This is a genomic window from Gilliamella sp. ESL0443 (assembly GCF_019469165.1).
GTDB classification, from domain to species: Bacteria; Pseudomonadota; Gammaproteobacteria; order Enterobacterales; family Orbaceae; genus Gilliamella; species Gilliamella apicola_E.
Genome location: NZ_CP048263.1, coordinates 233,526 through 250,644 on the forward strand (window position 1 = coordinate 233,526; position 17,119 = coordinate 250,644).

At 37.9% G+C, this 17,119-nt stretch carries 14 protein-coding genes and 4 tRNA genes; 15 read left to right on the top strand and 3 right to left on the bottom strand.

Features of this window, described 5'->3' with window-relative positions:
- The first annotated feature begins 152 nt into the window (after window positions 1–152).
- On the top strand, window positions 153–911 hold the full coding sequence (locus GYM76_RS01115; RefSeq protein ID WP_065562048.1) for a M48 family metalloprotease: 759 nt from the start codon (window positions 153–155) through the stop codon (window positions 909–911).
- A 63-nt stretch (window positions 912–974) separates the two neighbouring features.
- On the opposite strand, the gene GYM76_RS01120 is transcribed toward GYM76_RS01115, so the two are convergent.
- Window positions 975–2,189, bottom strand: a complete 1,215-nt coding sequence (locus tag GYM76_RS01120) for a pyridoxal phosphate-dependent aminotransferase (RefSeq protein ID WP_220225603.1) — start codon at window positions 2,187–2,189, stop codon at window positions 975–977.
- Between the two features lie 146 nt (window positions 2,190–2,335).
- Here GYM76_RS01120 and GYM76_RS01125 point away from each other — a divergent pair, with 146 nt between their 5' ends.
- The 7 genes from GYM76_RS01125 (at window position 2,336) to GYM76_RS01155 (ending at window position 9,298) form a co-directional block, all read left to right on the top strand.
- Complete coding sequence (locus tag GYM76_RS01125; protein WP_065562050.1) at window positions 2,336–2,605, top strand: ACT domain-containing protein; 270 nt, start codon at window positions 2,336–2,338, stop codon at window positions 2,603–2,605.
- A 42-nt stretch (window positions 2,606–2,647) separates the two neighbouring features.
- Window positions 2,648–4,003, top strand: coding sequence for a PFL family protein (locus GYM76_RS01130; protein WP_220225604.1), 1,356 nt, complete (start codon window positions 2,648–2,650; stop codon window positions 4,001–4,003).
- A 290-nt stretch (window positions 4,004–4,293) separates the two neighbouring features.
- Window positions 4,294–4,770 carry a PTS sugar transporter subunit IIA gene (locus GYM76_RS01135; RefSeq protein WP_220225605.1) on the top strand — a complete coding sequence of 159 codons (477 nt, stop codon included), beginning with the start codon at window positions 4,294–4,296 and terminating at the stop codon, window positions 4,768–4,770.
- Window positions 4,771–4,779: 9 nt separating this feature from the next.
- Entirely contained in the window at window positions 4,780–5,058 is a 279-nt protein-coding gene (locus GYM76_RS01140) for a PTS sugar transporter subunit IIB (protein ID WP_220218834.1), read from the top strand.
- Window positions 5,059–5,068: 10 nt separating this feature from the next.
- Window positions 5,069–6,457 carry a PTS galactitol transporter subunit IIC gene (locus GYM76_RS01145; RefSeq protein ID WP_220225606.1) on the top strand — a complete coding sequence of 463 codons (1,389 nt, stop codon included), beginning with the start codon at window positions 5,069–5,071 and terminating at the stop codon, window positions 6,455–6,457.
- A gap of 87 nt (window positions 6,458–6,544) precedes the next feature.
- Entirely contained in the window at window positions 6,545–8,608 is a 2,064-nt protein-coding gene (locus GYM76_RS01150) for a BglG family transcription antiterminator (RefSeq protein ID WP_220225607.1), read from the top strand.
- 27 nt (window positions 8,609–8,635) lie between these two features.
- Window positions 8,636–9,298 (top strand): class II aldolase/adducin family protein, encoded by a 663-nt coding sequence (locus GYM76_RS01155; RefSeq protein WP_065562056.1) that lies wholly within the window; start codon window positions 8,636–8,638, stop codon window positions 9,296–9,298.
- 95 nt (window positions 9,299–9,393) lie between these two features.
- Here GYM76_RS01155 and dhaL read toward each other — a convergent pair whose 3' ends face one another.
- Both dhaL and GYM76_RS01165 read right to left on the bottom strand, forming a co-directional pair.
- A complete protein-coding gene (gene dhaL / locus GYM76_RS01160; RefSeq protein WP_220225608.1) occupies window positions 9,394–10,023 on the bottom strand; it encodes a dihydroxyacetone kinase subunit DhaL in 630 nt (209 codons plus the stop codon).
- Window position 10,024: 1 nt separating this feature from the next.
- Window positions 10,025–11,029: a dihydroxyacetone kinase subunit DhaK gene (locus tag GYM76_RS01165; RefSeq protein WP_220225609.1), complete on the bottom strand. Its 1,005-nt coding sequence runs from the start codon at window positions 11,027–11,029 to the stop codon at window positions 10,025–10,027.
- Between the two features lie 285 nt (window positions 11,030–11,314).
- On the opposite strand from GYM76_RS01165, the gene tcdA reads away from it, so the two are divergent.
- The 7 genes from tcdA (at window position 11,315) to tuf (ending at window position 17,006) form a co-directional block, all read left to right on the top strand.
- Window positions 11,315–12,109 (top strand): tRNA cyclic N6-threonylcarbamoyladenosine(37) synthase TcdA, encoded by a 795-nt coding sequence (tcdA, locus tag GYM76_RS01170; protein ID WP_220225610.1) that lies wholly within the window; start codon window positions 11,315–11,317, stop codon window positions 12,107–12,109.
- Between the two features lie 263 nt (window positions 12,110–12,372).
- Window positions 12,373–15,084 carry a bifunctional acetaldehyde-CoA/alcohol dehydrogenase gene (gene adhE, locus GYM76_RS01175; protein ID WP_065562060.1) on the top strand — a complete coding sequence of 904 codons (2,712 nt, stop codon included), beginning with the start codon at window positions 12,373–12,375 and terminating at the stop codon, window positions 15,082–15,084.
- Window positions 15,085–15,237: 153 nt separating this feature from the next.
- Window positions 15,238–15,313: transfer RNA gene (locus tag GYM76_RS01180), tRNA-Thr, on the top strand.
- Between the two features lie 32 nt (window positions 15,314–15,345).
- A tRNA-Tyr gene (locus tag GYM76_RS01185) sits at window positions 15,346–15,430 on the top strand.
- A gap of 55 nt (window positions 15,431–15,485) precedes the next feature.
- Window positions 15,486–15,560, top strand: a tRNA-Gly gene (locus GYM76_RS01190).
- A gap of 3 nt (window positions 15,561–15,563) precedes the next feature.
- Window positions 15,564–15,639 (top strand) — tRNA-Thr (locus tag GYM76_RS01195).
- 182 nt (window positions 15,640–15,821) lie between these two features.
- A complete protein-coding gene (gene tuf / locus GYM76_RS01200; protein WP_065733704.1) occupies window positions 15,822–17,006 on the top strand; it encodes an elongation factor Tu in 1,185 nt (394 codons plus the stop codon).
- Window positions 17,007–17,119 lie beyond the last annotated feature (113 nt).

Here is a 17,119-nt window from a genome sequence, read left to right on the forward strand (position 1 = left end):
TGTGTTCCTTAAAAAATGAGGCACTAGTCTAAAGTGCTAATAATGACTAAGCAAGTAATTATTTGTTGATTATTATTAAATTTGCGTTAAAATTCAAAAAATCTAGCTTTAAGTTAGAAAAAAGTAAAATTTGTTAATATAAGGAAAAGAATATGAAAAAACATCAAAAAACTTTGCTTGTTGCACTACCTTTAGTTGCAGCTATGTCGTTAGCTGGTTGTAAAAACATGAGTACTAACGATTTAACTAGTCTTGGCATGAAAGGTTTGAAAGCGGCAACACTCAGTGATAATGATGTGAAAGCATTAAGCCAAAAATCATGTGCACAAATGGATGCTCAATCAAAAATTGCTCCAGCTAAAAGTGCTTACGCTAAACGTTTAAATAAAATTGCCAAAGCTCTTGGTAATAATATAAACGGTACACCAGTTAACTATAAAGTATATATTACTAAAGATGTTAACGCATGGGCAATGGCTAACGGCTGTGTACGTGTTTACAGCGGTCTAATGGATATGATGAATGACAACGAAATCGAAGGTGTTTTAGGTCATGAATTAGGCCACGTAGCTTTAGGTCACAGTAAAAAAGCAATTCAAGTTGCTTATGCTACAGAAATTGCTCGTGATGCAGCAGCAGCATCAGGTAATGCAGCAGTTGCTAAATTATCTAAATCAAGTATTGGTAAATTAGCAGAAAAAGTGATCAATGCTCAATTCTCACAAGCTCAAGAACAAGACGCGGATAACTTCTCATTTGATTATTTAATCAAAAGAAAAATTAATCCAGCTGGTCTTGCAACAGCATTTGATAAATTAGGTGGCGGTGAATCATCAATTTTAAGTAGCCATCCATCTTCATCTAAACGTGCACAAAATATCCGTAATAAATTAGCTGAATTAAAAAGATAATTAATTCACATTACTGGTTAAATAAAAAGCGCCAATTTTGGCGCTTTTTTTATTTGTATCTAATTATTGCTTATAACTAGATAGAAAGTTACCAAAGCGGTTAATGGCATCTTCAAGATCACCGGTATGTGGCAGTGCAACAATTCTTACATGATCGGGTTTGTGCCAATTAAAGCCGCTGCCTTGCACTAACAATACTTTTTCTTGTAATAAAAAGTCTAATACTAACTTTTGGTCATTGTGAATATTAAACTTTTGTTGATCCAGCTTTGGAAACAGGTATAAAGCACCTTGTGGTCTGGTGCATGAAACGCCCGGAATCTCATTTAACAACCGCCAAGCTAACATACATTGATCATATAAACGGCCACCGGGCACAATAAATTCATTTATGCTTTGATATCCGCCTAATGCACCTTGAATAGCATGTTGTAATGGCACATTAGCGCATAAACGCATCGAGGCGAGCATATTTAACCCTTCAATATAGCCTTTTACATGCTGTTTAGGCCCACAAAGCGCCATCCAACCTTGTCTAAAGCCAGCGACACGATAAGTTTTTGATAAGCCGCTCATGGTAACAACAAATAGGTCAGGAGCAAGGGCGGCAATCGAATGATGAACGGCATCATCGTATAAAATCTTATCGTAAATCTCGTCGGCAAAAATAAGCAAATTATGTTGGCGAGCAATTTCGGCAATTTCAAGTAACACTTCTTTGCTATACACGGCGCCAGTTGGGTTATTAGGATTAATGATCACAATCCCTTTGGTTTTTGGCGTGATTTTACGTTTTATATCCTCTAAATCCGGTGACCAGTTAGCCTCTTCGTCACATACATAATGAACGGCATTGCCACCGGATAAACTAACTGCCGCTGTCCATAATGGATAATCGGGCATTGGTACTAAAATTTCATCCCCGCTATTGAGCAGTGCTTGCATGGATTGCACAATCAGTTCAGACACGCCATTACCGATATAGATATCTTCAACATCAAGATTGGTGATCCCTCTTGCTTGATAGTGTTGCATAATGGCTTTACGAGCTGAGTAAAGCCCTTTTGAATCGCAATAGCCTTGCGAAGAAGGTAGATTACGAATGACATCAACCAATAGTTCATCAGGGGCGGCAAAACCAAAAGGGGCGGGGTTTCCAATATTGAGTTTAAGGATAGTTTGACCTTCTTCTTCAAGTCGTTTTGCATGATCTAAGATAGGTCCACGGATGTCGTAACAGACATGATCCAATTTATTGGATTTTTGGAAATTTATCATAACTTCGCCCTTTCAATTTATGCTAATAATATTTTTATTTTTGTTGAAAAAAACAATCTACTCCTATTTCGATAATTTTTGAAGATGTTATTATAATCAACTCAATAAATATCTTTTAATTGTGTGAATTTTGTGCGGAGTATGTGATGAAAACGATTTTAACTGTTATAGGAAAAGATCAAACCGGAATAATTGCCGGAATTAGTCAAAAGCTGTTTGAATTAGATATTAATATCTTAGATGTGAGCCAAACGATTATGGATGAATATTTTACCATGATTATGTTGCTTGATTTATCCAAAATAAAAGTCTCGTTTGATGAAGTGAAAACTTCATTAACGCAAACAGGTGATAGACTCAAGGTAAAAGTCAATATTCAACGAGAAGAGATTTTCGATGCTATGCATCGTTTGTAATTTCAATTCTAATTCTACATTTCTTATTTAAGGATAGGACTAATGGAAACAAAACAGATCCTCGAAACAATTAAAATGATTGAGGAAGAAAAACTTGATATCCGCACAATAACCATGGGAATTTCTCTCCTTGATTGTATCGATAGTAATGGTGAGAAAGCGCGTCAAAAAATTTATGACAAAATAACCACATTGGCTAAAGATCTTGTCAAAGTTGGGGATCAAATTACTTCCGAATTTGGTATTCCTATTATCAATAAACGTATCTCAGTGACGCCGATGTCATTAATTGCCGGTGCCAGCGATGACAAAGATTATGTTGCCTTTGCTAAAACCCTTGATAGCGCAGCTAAAGCGGTTGGCGTTAATTTTATTGGTGGATTTTCTGCCTTGGTACAAAAAGGCTACCATAAAGGTGATGAGATTTTAATTAAATCCATTCCGCAAGCACTGGCGCAAACTGAGCGTGTGTGTGCATCGGTCAATGTTGGCTCAACCCAAACCGGTATCAATATGGATGCGGTTAAGCAAATGGGGCAAATTATCAAACAAGCGGCAGAGTTAACTGCTGATAATAGCAGTATGGCATGTGCAAAATTAGTGGTATTTGCCAATGCAGTTGAAGACAATCCTTTTATGGCCGGTGCGTTTCATGGTGTTGGCGAAGCCGATTGTGTGATTAATGTTGGCGTTAGTGGCCCAGGCGTTGTTAAACGTGCGCTTGAGAAAGTAAAAGGTAAACCTTTTGATGTGGTTGCCGAAACGATTAAAAAAACTGCATTTAAAATTACCCGTATGGGGCAATTAGTTGGAAAAGAAGCATCAGAGCGCTTAGGTGTGAAATTTGGTATCGTAGATTTATCGCTCGCACCGACGCCGGCAATTGGTGATTCGGTTGCGCATATTTTAGAAGAAATGGGACTGGAAGTTGTCGGCACACATGGCACAACGGCAGCTTTGGCAATGTTAAATGATGCCGTTAAAAAAGGTGGCGTAATGGCGTGTGGTCATGTTGGTGGTTTAAGTGGCGCCTTTATACCCGTCTCCGAAGATGCTGGCATGATTGATGCGGTTAATTGCGGGGCACTTAATTTGGAAAAACTCGAAGCCATGACCTGTGTGTGTTCAGTTGGTCTTGATATGATAGCCATACCGGGTGATACCTCCGCTGAAACGATTTCTGCTATTATTGCTGATGAAGCGGCAATCGGTGTCATTAACCACAAAACCACTGCTGTGCGGATTATTCCGGCTGTGGGATTAAAGGTGGGTGATAATATTGAGTTTGGTGGATTACTCGGTCATGCTCCTGTGATGCCGGTGAGTAAATTCTGTTCATTTGATTTCATTCATCGTGGTGGACGAATCCCGGCACCAATTCACTCTTTCAAAAATTAAATAACCTTCAATACTTATTGTGATTCTGTCTATTAAATTGCTAATAGCAGAATCACAATTGCCTAACTATCTAACTTGGTATAACTATTCTCAGATATTTCCCGCATTTTTCAAGCGATAACTTTTATCCCTATGATGTGCAATTTTATGGATATTTTTTGGTATCAAATCCAATAGTCTGCGCTGTTTTAATTTCCTAAAATCAATGACATCAAATAATTACTGTATGAGTTAGTCATCAAAATCAGCCCGATTTAAAAAAGACTAACGACATAATGATGGAGGATGAAATGGAAAATGAATCTAATAACCAGCTGTTTTGTAACGATCTGATTGTGTTAGATAGAGACTTCCAAAATTCAAATCAATTTTTTGATTTTACTTTTTCAATTCTACAACGTGGTGGTTATGTTAATCCAACATTCTTAGAAGCGATTAAACACCGAGAGTCTTTATTTCCGACCGCTTTACCGACCAAACCTTATGTGGTGGCAATGCCACATACCGATATCGAACATGTTATTAGACCATTCATTTTCTTTACTCGAGTGAAAGGAACAATCCCTTGGTGTGAAATGGCAAATAATGATCATGTTTTAGATGCTAATTTTATCTTTCTATTGGGATTTAACCAAAAAGATGGACATATTGATTTATTACAAAAATTGATGTCCAGCTTGGTAAATTCATGTTTTTTAGAGGCACTATACCAGGCAAAAACAGAACATGAAGTTTTTAACTTATTGACGTCAAATATCCATTTATAAGGAGGCATTATGAAAAAGGTTATTGTTGCATGTGGGAGTGGAGTGGCCACATCACAAACGGTTGCAAGTAAAGTGACACGCTTATTAAAAGAGAGAAATCTTAATGATATTAAAGTGGAAGTTGTCGATCTTAAGTCGGTTGATTCTCACATTAAAAACAGTGCGGCATACATTGCCATTACCAAAATTGAGAAAACATATCCTATCCCGGTTATTAATGGCATTGCTTTTTTAACCGGAATAAATATGGATGCAGAACTGCAAAAAATTATCGATGCCTGCAAATAGGAGTGTAATTATGGACTTTCTTGGAACAGTTATAAATTATATTTTGAATTTAGGTGCACCGGTATTTGTGCCTATCATAATGCTCATTGCGGGCTTAATTGTACGTATGAAATTTCGAGACGGGGCATCGGCCGCTATTACTTTAGGTGTTGCGTTTGTTGGAATGAGTATGCTGATTGGTTTTATGGTCGGCGCAATAGGCGCTGCTGCACAAACCATGATGGAGCGAACCGGCATTGAACTCAGTATTGTTGACGGTGGTTGGACAACAATGGCAAATGTTTCGTGGGCTTGGCCATATGCTTTTTTAATGTTTCCCCTGCAAGTTGGCGTCAATATCTTAATGTTGGTATTGAAAAAGACCGATACGTTTAATGCTGATTTATGGAATGTATGGGGTAAAATTTTTACTGCCTTTATTGTTGTTGCCGTAGCAACGCCACTTGTGGGCGGAATAATTGCGCTGATATTGGCTTTTGTTGTTGCAACGTTGCAAATTATTTTAGAGCTCAATTCCGGTGATATTAATCAGCATCGAATCGAAAAGTTAACCGGTATTCCGGGCGTAACTTGTACGCACCGAATGCTATTTTTCAGTGCCATTTATTATCCTTTTGATCTTCTATTACGCAAAATCCCCGCTTTGAATAAGCCAATGGATGCAGCAACCTTGCGTTCTAAACTAGGGGTATTTGCTGAAAATCACGTAATCGGATTTTTATTAGGTGTCATTTTTGGGATTATTGCTGGTTATGATGTGGCGGCCATTTTAATGCTAGGAGTACAAGCGGCGACCGCTTTAATGCTGTTCCCGATGATCTCAAAATTATTTATGCAGGCGCTATCCCCGATATCCGAAGCGATCAGCGATTATATGAATAAACGCTTTGCCGGTCGTAAACTGTTTGTTGGTCTTGATTGGCCGTTTATGGGTGGAGCAAGTGAAATCTGGTTTACTTTAATTGTCGCCATTCCTATTACCTTAATTTGGGCAGTAATTTTACCCGGCAATAAAATCTTACCATTTGCCGGCATTATTAATATCGCACTGGTTGTGCCAGCTTATATTTTAACCAAAGGCAATACATTAAGAATGGTGATTTTAGCTATCATCGGTGTGCCATTTTTTCTGTTTGTCGGAACGCAATTTGCGCCAATGATTACCGATTTAGGCTTAGCCACTAAGGCGATTGATATTCCAAACAACCAACTTATTTCTAACAGCTCTATTGATGCACCTGTCTTTACTTATGCATTTTCATTTATTTGGCAATGTTTACAAGGCTATTTTGTTCCATTGATATTGGCTATTTATTGGTGCACTGGCTATTTCTTTTATGCACGTGAACTGAAAAAAGAGGCACAACAAGATAGCGTTGATCTGAAAATAGATGAGTAAAACTGGACTATTTGTAAACAGGTAATTAGTACAAACTGATGGTAATGCTCGTTATCATCAGATAACGAGCAAGAGGCTAATAATTATATGGTTGTTGATAAAAGAATTCATGCTGTTTTAAATGCATTAATTCAAAATCCAAGTGTCAGTGGCGTAGAGCTGCAAAATAAATTTGGGTTAACCCGTAAACAGCTTAGTTATACCTTAAAAAAGATTAATGATTTTCTTGAGTCATCAAATCTTGAATTAATTAAACGATTTAAAACCGGAAAATTTAGCATTCCTAAAGTCGTGATTGAAACCTTTAGAGACGAACCCGTCTCGCTTTCTATTGGTCGATATATCTATTCAGAAGATGAAAGAGTACATCTGCTGCTATTTTTTTTATTAACCAGAACTGAGCGCTTGTCATTAATTCATCTCTCCTCAGCGCTGACCGTTAGCCAAAATACGGTGATTAATGACATTAAAAAAGAGCAAACCCTGCTCGATCAATACCATATGCAGGTAACTTATGATCGTGAAAATGGTTATCGCATTGTTGGCACAGAAATTAATAAGCGCTATTTATTATTAAAGCTAATTCATCGCATCATTAATATGCCAATAGCCGATAAAATTTTTCGGCACAATAAGATTATTACTCAAGGCCGATTAGAACAAGTCGGACAAGTGTTTAGTGAAATTGAACGAAAATTAAAAATTGTTTTTACCGATGAACAACTGCAAGAATTAACCTATTTTATTGGTTTTATGCTACACCGAATTGAAACCAACAAAAAAATAGAGTTATTGCCGGAAAACTATACCGATGTAGCAAACAGTCGTGATTTTCAATTAATGAAAAAATTAATTGAACGCTTTGGCATTACCGATCTGAATGAGCAGATTTTTTTAACGGTATTGGTACAAAGTTCCAATATCCAAGCATTATCAGACAAATATTTTCATCTCGATGCCGTGTTATTAGAGAGTGCAGTTGAAGTTATCGATAATTTTGAACAGATCAGCTGTATTACCTTTCAGGACAAAAGTGAATTAATTGAACGTATTTATCAACACTGGAAACCGGCCTATTATCGCATCCGTTACCATATTACCAACATCAACAGTGTTTACGATATTGTTTTGCAAGAGTTCGGGCATTTACATGAAATGGTACGTAAAGCCATAGCGCCGTTTGAAAAGATACTGCATTGTAATATGCCGGATGAGGAAGTGGCGTTTATTACCGTTTTATTAGGCGGCTGGTTAACACGAGAAGGGCTAATTAACCAAATTAAAACAAAGAAAATTGCTATAGTTGTTTGTGAAAATAGCGCCACAGTCTCTACTTACTTATATTTGACTTTACAGGTATTGCTTCCGGAACTTCACTTTTCTGATGCCATGTCTAAACGAGAGTTTGAAAAGTATAAACACTATTATGACATTGTTTTTTCAACCTCACATTTATCCACCGATAAACTGCTCTTTATCGTTAACCCTTCGTTAAATAATTTGCATAAAAACGCATTGCGTAACCAAGTTATTGGCACATTACAAGGGATTGACCCAAGCATTATCCAAGTTGAAGAACTGATGTTAATTGTTGAAAAGTTCACCCATATAAAAGACAGAAAGGCGCTACAAAAAGAGCTTACCGCCTACCTGTATAATGATGAACTCAATGACAATCCGCTACGAATCAACCAACAAGAGATCCCTTCGTTGGCGGATTTAATGCAAAAAGAGCATATCTACCTTGCCCAAACAGCCGATATTTCATGGCAACAGGCACTGGAATTAGCGGCTAAACCACTATTAAACGGACAATTTATTGAACGTTATTATCTGGAACGAATGATCAATAAAATCCAATTTGAACAGCCCTACATTATGCTGGTTGAAGGGTTAATTATTGCGCATGCCGGTATTGATGATGGTGTCAATCAAGTTGCCATGTCGCTACTTAGGTTACCCGACAAAATCGATATTGGTGGCTATATGCAAGCCGATTTAATTGTAGTGCTAGCGACCAACAATCCACAAAAACATCTTAAAGCATTGGCGCAATTAAATGAGTTATTAGAACTTCATGACGGTTCAACCCATTTACGCCAAGCCAAAAATAATCAAGAAATTTGGGAATTATTTGCCCGCTATCAATGAATATTTTGCCTAAAAAGGAGTGTTAAAATGTTAGAGATTCAAAAACAATATGTTGTCGATATGGCTAAGAAATCCAGTGAATGGGGACTTTGTAAACATAAAGCAGGTAATTCAAGTGTTCGGGACAAACAGACCGGCTATGTGCTAGTTACCCCAACAACCATTGATAAACAACTATTAACCGCACGTGATATTGTGGTTATGGATCTAGATGCTAATGTGATTGAAGCGCAATCCGGATTAAGACCGACTAGTGAATGTTTGATGCATTTGGAAATTTATAAGGCTCGTCCGGATGTGTTTGCCGTTTCACACACCCACTCAATTTTTGCAACGGCATTTGCGGTATTAGCAAAGCCCATTCCGGCAGTTGTTTATGAGTGTGCTATTTTGAATTTAAAAGACGGCGTGATTCCGGTTGCGCCATATGGTCGCCCTGGTACGCCGGAACTGTCAACTAGTGTCATTGAGCCAATTAAGCGAGCCGATGCCATTTTAATGGAAAAACATGGCGCCATTGCGGTGGATAAAGATCCCTATGAAGCGGTATTAAAAGCGGCCTACATTGAAGAAATGGCAGAGATTTATTATCACGCATTGTTGATTAATGGTGGTAAAGATCCGGGTGGATTCCCGCCGCAAGAGTTACAAAGTTGGGCATATCCTTCCCAAATAAAATTTAAACAATAGGGTAGGTGGATAATGAAAGAGAGGAAAAGTCACGCCTAAATGACAGAAACAAATAAGTTAATAAATCCGCCAACACTGTTAGCGGATTTATTTTTTTAAGACATCTGAATATATTCATTCATATATTTTAAAATATAAGCCATTGAAACAGCGCCCGGATCCATATGACCAATGGCACGTTCACCTAAGTTTTTAGCTCGACCAAATACCGCTATCATCTGTTTGGTTTGCTCTGCGCCTTCCATTGCTGATTGGGCAATTTTAGGTAACGCCTCTTTCAAGGGTAATTGGCATAATTCATTTGCGCTGGTTGCCGCAGCTGCTAAAGCATCAATCATGGTCTTATCACCCGGTTTAGCATTGCCTCGTTGATAGACGGCTTGCCAACCTTGATTAAGTAGTGTTGCTAATGTGCTGGTATTAAATTCTGCCTCACCAATAATACTTTTACCGCCAGCTCTAAATAAAGTGCCAAATATTGCACCGGAAGCCCCGCCCATACTGGTCATTAATTTTGTACCAACTTGATTGAAAAAATCACCAATATCATTTGGCTTAAACTGATCATCTTGTAACAGGATTATCAATGTTGCAAATCCTCGCTTCATACCAATACCATGATCGCCGTCGCCAACAATTTGATCTAAAGCGGTTAATGTTGGCTCACTTTCTACCATTTTTTCGGCAATAAATAACATCATTTTACGTAGTTGTGACACGTTCATTCTATTTTCTCCATCCTAAGGTTTGGCAAGGTAAGTCATAAAGGTGTTGTAACTGCTGATCTAATTTCATTAAGGTGATCGAAAAGCCGGACATTTCCAATGAGGTACAAAAATGGCCAATGGCAATATCATGGCTGATTATGCCTCGTGAATCGAGTTCAATACCGACTGTTCTGGCAATAATTAACAGTTCGGTATTACTCATTGCACCTAGGTTATTAATCAGTACACACACACGATCATCTCGCACAAAAGGCAGATCGTCACACAATCTATCTATCATCTCTTTAACTACTTCGTCGGTGGAGGTCATTGTTTGACGGCGTAAACCGGCTTCACCATGAATACCGATACCAATTTCAATTTCGTTATCGGCCAGTTCAAAGTTAAAGTTATTCGACTGAGGCAAAGCGCAACCATTGAGCGCTACACCGATAGTACGTACGTTATTATTGGCTTTTGCTACGACTTGATAAAGCTGGTCAAGATCATATTTTTCCAATTGCGCCGCAGCGCCGGCTATTTTATAAAGAAACATAATACCGGCAACGCCCCGACGATCTGAGATTTTAGAAAGCGGAGCAGAAGCAATATCATCGGTTGCGCGAATGGTTTTGGTGGTTATATTTTCTTCGGCTAAAATTTCGGCGGCAATATCAAAATTCATCCCGTCCCCGGAATAGTTACCATATAAAAATAGTGCGCCATGACCTTGATGTGTGGCTTTGGTCACTTCAATTATTTGATCAGGCGAGGGCGAGGTAAACACTTCGCCAAGTGCACAGCCGTCAATGCTACCTTCACCGATAAAGCCGGCAAAAGTTGGCTCGTGACCGCTACCGCCGCCGGAAATAACCACAACTTGATCATCTGTGATGTGATTGCCATAAACTGCAAAGTAGTTTGGAATTGCAGTGAGTTTGCCATTATATCCATATACTAAGCCTTGCATCACTTCTTGCCTGACATTGTTAGGATCGTTGAGTAATTTTTTAGGTTTGCGCATTTGCTTTTCCTCTTTATTAAGCATAATTAACCAGCTATATTTTAGGAAAAACAAATAATTGAAACGAATACAATTAATGACAAATAATATCCCACTGGTTGCGCATCATCGGGATGTACATTTAAAGTGCCTTGCAAAGCATATATTGCAACTTGAGTCCTTGAAAACGAATATATTGACATTATTTATATATAAATTAGTTAGCAAAGCAAATTATCTTTATTATTGGTAAACAAGTTTTTGGAGTGTTGGGTGTTTGACGATAAGCACCTTCGATAATCAATTATGAAATCAGAATCCTACTTTCAACGTTTTAGCGGTATTGCAAGGCTCTATGGTGAAGCAGCATTAACGCAATTTTCACAAGCTCATATTTGTGTCATTGGTATTGGTGGTGTTGGGTCATGGGTGGCCGAATCCCTTGCGCGTAGTGGTATTGGGCAAATTACCTTAATTGATATGGATGATGTGTGTATCACCAATACTAATCGGCAAATTCATGCGTTAAATACCAATATTGGTAAAGCTAAAACTGCTGTTATGGCTGAACGAATTTTACAGATCAATCCTCAATGCATCGTCAATGTCATCGATGATTTTATCAGTCCGGATAATGTTGCAAACTATTTAGGGTCGAAACAAAACCCTCGCTTCAACTTTATTATTGATGCCATTGACAGCGTGCGTGATAAAGCTGCGCTTTTAGCGCACTGCAAGCGAAACAAATTAAAAGTTATCACCATTGGTGGCGCAGGCGGGCAAAAAGATCCGACCAAAATTAAAATTGCTGATTTAGCCAAAACCGTTCAAGACCCGTTAGCGGCTAAATTGCGTGAGCGCTTAAAAAATGATTATAAACTCAATAAAGATAGCAAAGGTAAGTATGCCATTGCGTGCGTCTTTTCGACTGAGCAGTTAACTTATCCAGCTCAAAATGGTCAGGTTTGTTCCACTAAAAGCCAAGCTGAAGGTAGTAAGAAAATGGATTGTCAGTCCGGATTTGGCGCTATTACTACCGTGACAGCGACTTTTGGTTTTGTGGCGGTGAGTTATGTATTAGATAAGTTAATTAATGTTTGATTTTTAATTTAATTTAGCTAAAGAAACAATTTTGCTTCCTTTAGCTAATTAATTATATTTTTTTAAAATCTTCAAATTTAATTCGCTTAAAGTAATAATAAATTTTGTTCTTTTAAAGAACATTCATTTTTTGTTAAATATCTTATTGTATTAAGTAAAAAACTGATTTACGATATTCCACAATTTCGTTTTGCTATTATAAATATGTTCAAGGAAGACGCCAAACGATCCAAGTTTATTTTTTAATTTTCAAGGAGAAATCTATGGCAGTAACCAATATGAATGAGTTAAATGAGTTAATGACTCGAGTGAAAAAAGCTCAAGAAACTTATTCTACTTATACTCAAGAGCAAGTTGATAAAATCTTCGTAGCAGCAGCAACAGCTGCAGCCGCAGCTCGAATTCCTCTTGCACAGCAAGCTGTTGCTGAATCAGGAATGGGAATTGTTGAAGATAAAGTTATCAAAAACCTATTTGCTGCTGAGTATATTCTTAATAAATATCGCAATGATAAGACTTGTGGTGTTGTTGCTGAAAATGAGCCATATGGCACTATCACTGTAGCTGAACCATTAGGGATTATTTGTGGTATCGTTCCAACTACAAACCCAACATCAACAGCGATTTTTAAATCACTAATTAGTTTAAAAACTCGTAATGCTATCGTATTTTCACCTCATCCTCGCGCTAAAAAATCTACCATTGAAGCAGCTCGAATTGTGCTAAATGCTGCAATTAAAGCTGGTGCTCCAAAAGATATTATTGGTTGGATTGATGAACCATCTATCGAATTATCTAATGCATTGATGCATCATGATAATGTGTCTGCTATCTTAGCTACTGGTGGTCCAGGTATGGTTAAAGCAGCTTACAGTTCTGGTAAACCAGCATTAGGTGTTGGAGCAGGTAATACTCCTGTAATAATTGATGAAACAGCTGACTTAAAACGTGCCGTTGCATCAGTGTTGATGTCTAAAACATTTGATAACGGTATGATTTGTGCTTCAGAACAAGCTATTGTTGTTGTTGATTCTGTCTATGACGAAGTTCGTAATTTATTAAAACAATATGGCGCTTATATTTTAAATGCTAAGGAAACCAAAGCAGTACAAGGTATTATCTTAAATGATAAAGGAGCCTTAAATGCTAATATCGTTGGTCAACCAGCAACTAAAATTGCTGAATTAGCTGGATTTAAAGCGCCTGCAGGTGCAAAAGTGCTTGTTGGTGAAGTGAGTAAAGTTGACTTATCGGAACCATTTGCTCATGAAAAACTTTCTCCAACTTTAGCTATGTTTAAAGCAAAAGATTTCAATGAAGCAGTAGATAAAGCTGAAAAATTAGTTGAAATGGGCGGTATGGGTCATACCTCTGTGCTTTATACTGACCAAGATAGCAATCGTGATCGTATTGCTTACTTTGGTAGTAAAATGAAAACATGTCGTATTTTAATTAATCAACCAGCTGCTCATGGTGGTATTGGTGATTTATATAACTTTGATTTAGCGCCATCTTTAACACTAGGATGTGGTTCTTGGGGTGGTAACTCGGTCTCAGAAAATGTCGGTCCGAAACACTTAATCAACAAGAAAACAATCGCTAAGAGAGCAGAAAACATGTTATGGCACAAATTACCAAGTTCTATCTATTTTAAACGTGGCTCACTTCCAGTTGCTTTAAATGAAGTAATTGAACAAGGTGCCAAACGCGTATTTTTAGTAACCGATAAATTCTTATTTAACAATGGTTACTCAAAACAAATTACCGATCAACTTGAAGAACGTGGTGTAATTTGTGAAACTTTCTTTGATGTTGAAGCAGACCCAACATTAAGTGTTGTTCGTAAAGGTACTGACTCAATGATAGCATTCCAACCGGATACTGTTATTGCTTTAGGTGGTGGTTCTCCAATGGATGCCGCAAAAATTATGTGGGTACTTTATGAACATCCAGAAACAAAATTTGATGAATTAGCATTGCGCTTTATGGATATCCGTAAACGTACTTGTCATTTCCCTAATATGGGTAAAAAAGCCAAATTAATTTGTGTGACAACTACTTCTGGTACTGGTTCTGAAGTTACACCGTTTGCGGTAGTAACAGATGATGCAACTGGCCAAAAATATCCATTAGCTGATTATGCAATTACACCAAATATGGCAATTGTTGATGCTAACTTAGTAATGAATATGCCTAAATCACTTTGTGCTGCAGGTGGTTATGATGCGGTAACTCATGCCTTAGAAGCTTATGTGTCAATTATGGCAAGCGAGTTCTCTGATGGACAAGCATTACAAGCATTGAGCATATTGAAAGCATATCTACCTACAAGCTATAAAGAAGGGGCTAAAAACCCAGTTGCTCGTGAAAAAGTGCATAGTGCTGCAACGTTAGCTGGTGTTGCATTTGCTCAAGCATTTTTAGGTGTTTGTCACTCTATGGCTCATAAAATTGGTGCTGCATTCCATATCCCTCATGGTGTGGCAAATGCAATGCTGATTAGTAATGTTGTTCGCTTCAATGCAACAGATAAACCAACTAAACAAGGTACGTTTAGCCAATATGGTTATCCTCAAGCCGTTAGACGTTATGCTGAAATTGCTGACCACTTAGGCTTAACTGCTGCATCAGATAAAGATGAGAAGAAAGTTGAAAAATTAATTGGTTGGTTAGATCAATTAAGAAAAGATCTTGAAATTCCATTCTCTATTAAAGAGTTTGGTATTGATGAAAAAGCTTTCTTAGCTCAAGTTGACCAACTTGCAGTTGATGCATTTGATGATCAATGTACAGGTGCTAACCCTCGTTATCCTTTAATTGCAGAATTGAAACAAATTCTACTTGATACTTATTACGGTCGTGCATATCAAGATAAAGGTGATATCAGTGAAGACGTAGCAGTACATACAGCAGCTAAAGGTGTTGCTTCAACTAAGAAAAAAGCAACGACTAAAAAAGCAACAAAAAAGAAATAATTTAACACATTATTTTTGATTAAATAAAAACCTGAAATAGTCTATATTTCAGGTTTTTTTTATATTTTTGATTTTTTTTTAAGCAAACAATAAAAAAAATGTTTTTTTTGCTTGCAAGGTTAAATGTTCTAGTCCATAATGCGCAGCACTTAGGCCGGCTTAGCTCAGTAGGTAGAGCAACTGACTTGTAATCAGTAGGTCGCCAGTTCGATTCCGGCAGCCGGCACCATTTTCCTAAGTAAATAGTTTATAATGATTCGGGGTGGGGTTCCCGAGCGGCCAAAGGGAGCAGACTGTAAATCTGCCGTGTCACACTTCGAAGGTTCGAATCCTTCCCCCACCACCATTATCTAACATTAGCAATTGCTAATTGAAGCATTTAGGTAGCCGAGTTTGAACATGCGGGCATCGTATAATGGCTATTACCTCAGCCTTCCAAGCTGATGATGCGGGTTCGATTCCCGCTGCCCGCTCCAATTGCTGATATAGCTCAGTTGGTAGAGCGCACCCTTGGTAAGGGTGAGGTCGGCAGTTCAAATCTGCCTATCAGCACCATTCTTGTTACTTTCCTAAACTTCTAAAAAAATTATATTTGATAGCTTTAAAGCTTGTCACTAGATGGCTTTATCTGTTATTATGCAAAGCTAATTTTAAATTAGTATTATGTTAAAACTAAATATGATACTTGGTTAATGTGGTGATTCACCACCGATTTGTATTACATTGAGGGACTATAAATGTCTAAAGAAAAATTTGAACGTACAAAACCCCACGTTAACGTTGGTACAATCGGCCACGTTGACCATGGTAAAACAACTTTAACAGCAGCTATTACTTCTGTACTTTCTAAAAAATACGGCGGTCAAGCTCGCGCATTCGATCAAATCGATAATGCACCAGAAGAAAAAGCACGTGGTATCACCATCAACACTTCACACGTTGAATACGATACACCAACTCGTCACTACGCACACGTAGACTGTCCGGGCCATGCTGACTATGTTAAAAACATGATCACTGGTGCGGCACAAATGGACGGTGCTATTTTAGTAGTAGCAGCAACTGATGGTCCTATGCCACAAACTCGTGAACACATCCTTTTAGGTCGTCAAGTAGGTGTTCCTTACATCATCGTATTCTTAAATAAATGCGATATGGTTGATGATGAAGAATTATTAGAATTAGTTGAAATGGAAGTACGTGAACTTCTATCTCAATACGATTTCCCAGGTGATGACACTCCAGTAATTCGTGGTTCAGCGTTAAAAGCGTTAGAAGGCGATGCAGCATGGGAAGAAAAAATTGTTGAATTAGCTGAAGCTTTAGACAGCTACATTCCGGAACCAGAGCGTGATATCGATAAACCATTCCTACTTCCAATTGAAGACGTGTTCTCAATTTCAGGACGTGGTACAGTGGTAACAGGTCGTGTAGAACGTGGTGTAATCAAAGTTGGTGAAGAAGTTGAAATCGTTGGTATCAAACCAACAACAAAAACAACTTGTACTGGCGTTGAAATGTTCCGTAAATTACTAGACGAAGGTCGTGCTGGTGAGAACGTAGGTGTATTACTACGTGGTACAAAACGTGAAGAAATCGAACGTGGTCAAGTATTAGCAAAACCAGGTTCAATCACACCACATACAGATTTTGAATCAGAAGTATATATCCTAAGCAAAGATGAAGGTGGTCGTCATACTCCATTCTTCAAAGGCTACCGTCCACAGTTCTACTTCCGTACAACTGACGTAACTGGTACTATTGAATTACCAGAAGGCGTAGAAATGGTAATGCCAGGTGATAACATCAAAATGACAGTATCATTAATTCACCCAATCGCAATGGCAGACGGCTTACGTTTCGCTATCCGTGAAGGTGGTCGTACTGTTGGTGCTGGTGTTGTTGCTAAGGTTATTAAATAATTAAAGCAAGCACTATTTAGAAAGGGTGTCGTTTGATGCCCTTTCTTATCTAGTCTGTTTAGCAAAATGTTTTTATTAAAAAGAGCATTTTGGAAAATGGATAATATTATAAA